Consider the following 4,672-nt stretch of genomic DNA (forward strand, 5'->3'; position numbering starts at 1 on the left):
CGCGGCGGCGCGCAGCAACGACGGCCCGCCGATGTCGATGTTTTCGATCACTTCGTGGAACTCCACGCCGGGCTTCCGGATGGTTTCCGCGAACGGATAGAGATTCACGCATACCAGGTCAATCAACGGAAGTTCGTTCTGCGCAACCTGGTTCATGTGCTCTGGATTCTCGCGGATCGCGAGTACGCCGCCGGCAATGCGGGGATTGATGGTCTTGACGCGGCCATCAAGGATCTCCGGAAACCCCGTCAGATCGGAGACTTCCCGCACGGCAATTCCACTCGATGCGAGCAGCCGCGATGTCCCGCCCGTCGAAACGATTTCCACATGGAGCGCGGCCAATGTTTTTGCAAACTCGACAATTCCGGTTTTGTCATACACGCTGATGAGCGCGCGTTCGATTCGTCTCACGAAATCTCCTGGTTATTTAAGATCGCCGTTCGCGGTTTTCCAGATCAGATACCAGACATTCGCCACATCGGTCACAGCGTGGGAAAAAGCAATCGAGGCAATCCCGAACTGTGGCGAGAGCTCGACCGCCGTGTACTTATCCGGCAGTTCCGACGAACGCCGCAGCCGATTAAAAAGATGCTCCCGTTCGGCGGCGCGGAGCTTGAGAAAGCCATCGAGATTTCCTGCCTGAATCAGGTCGTGATAGCCGTAGAACACAGGCGTGAAATTCCTGGCCTGAGACGCGACGAGCGCGTCCAGTTGGGGATCATTCAATGCGGCCGCGGCGCATCCGGCTTCCCTCATGGCCCGGGCCGTCGTCGGCAGATCGGCGCGCCGCGTTTTCAATTCCGCAATGGCAATCTTCGTCGCAGCTTCAACGGTTAAGCTCTTGCACGGCTCGAGAAGCACCGTATCGAAGTCTTTCAGGAAGGTGCGGAGACTTGGTGGCAAAGGCCGCTCCGCATCGTGAAATATCGCCGCCAGGGTGGCAGCCGGCCAGGCCGCAAGTTGCGGCGGAAAGGTCAGCAACCACAAAACGCACAAGAAGCCCAGGAATATGGCCGCCCGATGTGCCTTTTGTGGTTCGCTCTTCATTTGAACAGCAATTGTACAATGGTTCACTCCGATGCGAACGCTCCGCCAAATTCCACCGGTCAACGATGTCCTGCGCGAACTTCACGAATTTCGCAACGTTCTGGGGCAGCCCTTTGCCGCCGCTATCATCGATGAAGTTTTCGCCGAAACGCGGCGCCGGATTGCGGAAGGCGATGACGCCGCGAGCCGCGTAGAACTGACGTCCCGCATCGCGGCCGAGGTTGCGAAGCGCTTGCGGAATGTCCTCTCCCCGTCGTTGCGGCGGGTCATCAATGGTTCCGGCGTGGTTCTGCATACCAATCTTGGCCGTGCGGTTCTGCCTGAGGGCGCCATCGACCATTTGCGCGAGATTTCGACGCGATATTCGAATCTCGAGCTTGATGTCGAGGCTGGCAAGCGCGGCAAGCGCGATGTCCACGTCAACAACACACTCCGCCAGTTACTGGGATGCGAAGCGGCGATAGTCGTCAACAACAACGCGGCGGCTGTGCTTCTCGTGCTGACCGCCTTAGGGCGTGGCGGCGAAGTCCTTGCTTCGCGCGGAGAGCAGGTGGAGATCGGCGAATCCTTCCGGATTCCGGACATCATGGCCCAGAGCGGCGCACATTTACGGGAGGTAGGCTCCACCAACCGTACTCGCATCGGCGATTTCGAGAAAGCGATCAGCGAACACACCCGGCTTTTGCTTCGAGTACATCCCAGCAATTTTCGAATGGTTGGGTTTACAGAGCGCCCGTCACTGGAAGATTTCGTCGACTTGGGCTGGCGCCGGAAGATTCCAACCTTCGAAGATCTGGGCAGCGGATGCGTCCTTGACATGAAAGACAAGGCGGTGAGCGACGAGCCGGTCGCCTGCGCGAGTATTCGCGCCGGCGTCGACATCATCTCGTTCAGCGGCGATAAGCTGCTCGGTGGTCCCCAGGCGGGCATCATCGCAGGCAAGGAGCTCTACATCGAGAGAATCCGGCGAAACCCGCTGTTTCGCGCGCTGCGCGTGGACAAGCTGACCATTGCCGTTCTCGAGTATGTGCTCGGTGCCTATCTGCGGGGCGAGCTGGATACGATTCCGACCTGGAGAATGTTAAGGGCTCAAGAGTCCGAGTTGAAAGCCCGCGCCGAATCGTTTGCCGCTCATCTTGGCAATGGCGCTCGAGCCGTCCAGGTGAAATCGGTTGTGGGCGGCGGCTCAGCGCCGGAAACTTATCTCCCCTCGTGGGGCATCGCATTGGCGGCGGCGCTGGAAGCTCCACTGCGGATGGCGAATCCGCCGGTGATTTCAAGGATTGAAGAGGGTCAGGTGATTCTGGATTTCCGGACGATTTTTCCCGAAGAGGAGTCGGAACTATTGGCGGTGGTGAAGAACCTGGCTGGGGAAGGCAAATAAGAATTGCATCATTGCATCATTGGAAGTTTCTGTATTTCTAAATTTGAAATGAAACAACTTCGAATGATGCAATGGTGCAATTTCCTCTTTTCCTAGTGTCTGACCCGCTCCATGTATTTTCCTTCAGTGGTGTCCACTTTAATTACTTCACCTTCCTGAACAAAGTGCGGCACTCCGACCACGAGCCCGGTCTCGAGCTTCGCCGGTTTCAGCACGTTGCTGACTGTCGCTGAAGGCATTCCCGGCTCGGTTTCCACGACTCGCAGATCGATTGTTGCTGGCAATTCGACACCAAGCGGCTTGTCGTCATAAAACTCAACTTTTATTTTCGAATTGGCGACCAGGTAATTGACCGCATCCCCAAGCATTTCCTCGTTGAAATGGATCTGCTCGTAGTTCTCAGTGTCCATAAAGTAATGGTCCGTTCCATCCTTATACAGGTACTCCATCTCACGCTCGTCCAGAATGGCCCGTTCCACGCGGTCTTCCGACCGGAACCGGTGATCGATGATCGAACCGGTGCTGAGTTTGCGCAGCTTCGTCTGCACCATTCCACGCCAATTTCCCGGCGTAATATGCTGATAATCCACTACTTGGTAGAGCTCACCATTCATCAGAATGGTGTTTCCCCGGCGCAGCTGTGTTGCTTGAATCATTTACAGAAAGGCTCCTGATGTGAACTGAAAACGATCATTGTAACCCGGAATCCGCGGGAAAAAGGCGCGATAATAATAGATAGAGAGATTTTCAGGAGGTCTTCAGCGAGGTCATTATGCTTAAGAAACTCCTTCTTTTGATGTTTCTGACAGGCGTGCTGGTCTTTTCCGGAAGCTTGGCTATGGCACAACCGGCTCAGGCCCAGCAAAGCATAGACCAGCCGGTAATTATCAACGGCCAGCAGGTTCAGGGTGTGACCGTTGTCACCAACGGGACGGTGCAAAGTTATACCTGTCCGGACCCGCAACAGTACACAGCGGCAGATCAATCTTCATCAGGATGGGCCTGCTACGATCAGGCGACCGGAACGTGGTTCTTGCATGCCCAGCCGCAACAAGCGGCGGCAGGTTACCAACAACCGCAGGTCTACTATCCGGATACTGCTCAGACGTATGGCTATAACGCGTATCCCTATCCGTCTCCTTATCCCTACGGCTATTACCCTTATCCCTATTACGGTTATTACGGGCCTTCGTTCGCGTTCGGGTTTGGTCTTGGCCACGGTTTCGTGGGTCCGCACAACCATTTCTTCGTAGGCAGACCTTTCAACCACGGAGCGATCGTAGGACATGGAGGGGTAGTAGGACACGGGTCCTTTGGACACGGCTCACTTGGACATGGCTCATTCGGTGGCGGACACGGTGGCGGGGGACACTTTGGTGGCGGACACGGCGGTGGGCATCGTTAATCTGTTTGCTTTTCGTCGAGCTCTGCCCAGCGGGCGTAAAGAGCATCCACGGCTTTCTGTGCCGCTTCAAGCTCCGCGGCGGCAGCCAGCAAACGTGGGCCGTCGCTGGCGATCGAAGGATCTTCGAGGACGGCGCGCTTTTCGGTGAGGCTGCTTTCAGCCGCGGCCACTCGCTGCTCGATGGTTTCAAACTCGCGGGCTTCGATATAGGAGAGTTTTTTCTTCGCAGCTTGCCTTGGAGCGGCAGCGGGCGCGCGATCAGATCGGACGATCGCTGTTTTCTTTACCTCCTGCTGCCGCTGCCATATTTCCCACTGAGAGTAATCGGCGAATGTCTCGGCTTCACCAAGGCCGTCGAGGCCGAAAACTATCGTTGCAACGCGGTCCATCATGTAGCGGTCATGCGTCACGAGAACGAGTGCGCCGGCAAATTCCAGAAGACTCTCTTCGAGAACCTCAAGAGTTGGAATATCGAGGTCGTTCGTGGGCTCATCCAGCAGCAGAACATCGGCCGGCTGCAACATGAGCTGGGCGACCAGGACCCTGGCTTTTTCACCTCCGGACAGCTTTCCGACCGGTTGGTTGAGTGTGTCGCTGGAGAACAGAAATCGCGACGCCCAGGACGCAACGTGAATGGTTCGATCCTGATAAACCACGGAATCGCTGTCCGGTGCGAGCGCGCGGCGCAGAGTAATATCGTGATCCAGCTGCCGGTTCTGGTCAAAGTAAACCACGCGCAGCCGGTCGGCTTGACGCATCTTTCCTGACGCGGGTTGGAGTTCGCCGCGCAACAGCCGCAGGAACGTCGTCTTACCGCTGCCGTTCGGGCCGACGAC

The 4,672-nt window shown here is 56.7% G+C and carries 6 protein-coding genes; 2 read left to right on the plus strand and 4 right to left on the minus strand.

Annotated elements, in window-relative coordinates:
• Nucleotides 1-411, minus strand: a 411-nt coding sequence (gene purH, locus VGK48_23115) for a bifunctional phosphoribosylaminoimidazolecarboxamide formyltransferase/IMP cyclohydrolase (GenBank protein ID HEY2384075.1), incomplete at its 3' end; no start/stop codon positions are given.
• Between the two features lie 12 nt (nucleotides 412-423).
• Nucleotides 424-1,047 (minus strand): hypothetical protein, encoded by a 624-nt coding sequence (locus VGK48_23120; protein ID HEY2384076.1) that lies wholly within the window; start codon nucleotides 1,045-1,047, stop codon nucleotides 424-426.
• A gap of 31 nt (nucleotides 1,048-1,078) precedes the next feature.
• Here VGK48_23120 and selA point away from each other — a divergent pair, with 31 nt between their 5' ends.
• The gene (gene selA, locus VGK48_23125) at nucleotides 1,079-2,431 is read left to right on the plus strand and encodes an L-seryl-tRNA(Sec) selenium transferase (protein HEY2384077.1); all 1,353 of its coding nucleotides are present in this window, start codon (nucleotides 1,079-1,081) and stop codon (nucleotides 2,429-2,431) included.
• A gap of 92 nt (nucleotides 2,432-2,523) precedes the next feature.
• Here selA and efp read toward each other — a convergent pair whose 3' ends face one another.
• Nucleotides 2,524-3,087: an elongation factor P gene (efp, locus tag VGK48_23130; protein ID HEY2384078.1), complete on the minus strand. Its 564-nt coding sequence runs from the start codon at nucleotides 3,085-3,087 to the stop codon at nucleotides 2,524-2,526.
• Nucleotides 3,088-3,203: 116 nt separating this feature from the next.
• On the opposite strand from efp, the gene VGK48_23135 reads away from it, so the two are divergent.
• Nucleotides 3,204-3,836, plus strand: a complete 633-nt coding sequence (locus VGK48_23135; GenBank protein ID HEY2384079.1) for a hypothetical protein — start codon at nucleotides 3,204-3,206, stop codon at nucleotides 3,834-3,836.
• Here VGK48_23135 and VGK48_23140 read toward each other — a convergent pair.
• On the minus strand, nucleotides 3,833-4,672 hold an 840-nt coding region (locus VGK48_23140; GenBank protein ID HEY2384080.1), incomplete at its 5' end, for an ATP-binding cassette domain-containing protein. The two genes, VGK48_23135 and VGK48_23140, sit on opposite strands and share 4 nt — an antisense overlap.

The organism is Terriglobia bacterium, assembly GCA_036496425.1.
Lineage (GTDB): Bacteria > Acidobacteriota > Terriglobia > 20CM-2-55-15 > 20CM-2-55-15 > 20CM-2-55-15.